The sequence below is a fragment of the Mesorhizobium sp. M7A.F.Ca.CA.004.12.1.1 genome, from assembly GCF_003997835.1.
Taxonomy (GTDB): Bacteria; Pseudomonadota; Alphaproteobacteria; order Rhizobiales; family Rhizobiaceae; genus Mesorhizobium.
In genome coordinates, this window is record NZ_RZRK01001158.1 from 1 (window position 1) to 1,403 (window position 1,403).

Consider the following 1,403-nt stretch of genomic DNA (forward strand, 5'->3'; position numbering starts at 1 on the left):
CCGATATTCCGGGCCTCATCGAAGGCGCGCATGAGGGTGTCGGCATCGGGGACCGCTTCCTTGGCCATGTCGAGCGCACGCGTGTGCTGTTGCATCTGGTTTCGGCGCAGGAGGAAAATCCGGGCAAAGCCTACAAGACCGTCCGCGCGGAGCTTGAGGCCTATGGCAACGGCCTGACCGACAAGGTCGAGATCGTGGCACTGTCCCAGGTCGACACGCTCGACGCCGATGCGCGCAAGAAGAAAGTCGCCTCGCTGAAGCGCGCCGCCGGCCGCGCGCCGATGCTGTTGTCGGCCGTCACCGGCGAGGGTGTCGAGGCGGTGCTGCGGGCGCTGATGTCGGTGGTGGCCGAGGCGCGTGCGCAGATCGCTGCGCCAGTCGAGACGCGCTGGGAAAAGTAGGACGATGCAGTCGCTGGGAAAATATCGGCGCATCACCGTCAAGATCGGCTCGGCGCTGCTCGTCGACCGCGCGACAGGCCTGAAGCGCGACTGGCTGGCCTCGCTCGCCGACGACATTGCGGCGCTGGCCAAGGGCGGCGCTGAAATCCTTGTCGTCTCGTCCGGCGCCATCGCGCTTGGCCGCACGATCCTTGGTCTCGGCAAGCGCGCCTTGAAGCTCGAAGAGAGCCAGGCCGCGGCAGCCGTCGGGCAGATCGCATTGGCCGGCGCGTGGTCGGATGCGCTCGGCAAGGGCAGCCTGAAATCGGGCCAGGTCCTGCTGACGCTCGGCGACACCGAGGAGCGCCGCCGCTATCTCAATGCGCGGGCAACGATCTCGACGCTGCTCAAGATGAAGGCGGTGCCGGTCATCAACGAAAACGACACGGTGGCGACGTCCGAAATCCGCTATGGCGACAATGACCGGCTGGCGGCTCGCGTCGCCACCATGATGGGCGCCGACCTCCTGGTACTGCTCTCCGACATCGATGGCCTCTATACGGCGCCGCCGGCGCGTGACCCCCAGGCCAAATTCATTCCAGTGGTCGACCGCATCACGCCCGATATCGAGGCGATGGCGGGTGCGGCCGCTTCCGAGCTGTCGCGCGGCGGCATGCGCACGAAGCTCGATGCCGGCAAGATCGCCACCGCCGCCGGCACCGCGATGATCATCACGTCGGGCACGCGGTTGTCGCCGCTGATGGCGATCGAACGCGGCGAGCGCGCTACTTTCTTTCGGCCGAGCAGCAACCCGGTCAAGGGCTACAAGACCTGGATCGCCGGCCAGCTCGAACCGGCCGGCCGGCTTACGGTCGATGCCGGCGCCATCGGTGCGCTGCTGTCGGGCAAGTCGTTGCTGCCGGCCGGCGTCAAGCTGGTCAGCGGCAATTTCTCGCGCGGCGACACGGTGGCGATCCTGTCGCCCGAGGGCCGCGAGATCGCGCGCGGGCTGGTTGCCTACGA

Annotated in this window: 1 protein-coding gene and 1 pseudogene; both read left to right on the forward strand. The window is 67.6% G+C overall.

The genetic code is table 11. The features are described 5' to 3' along the window. A pseudogene (locus tag EN984_RS34680) lies at positions 1 to 401 on the forward strand (GTPase); the annotation flags it as partial. A gap of 4 nt (positions 402 to 405) precedes the next feature. Beyond that, the coding region (gene proB / locus EN984_RS34685; RefSeq protein WP_127384362.1) for a glutamate 5-kinase at positions 406 to 1,403 on the forward strand (998 nt) is incomplete at its 3' end.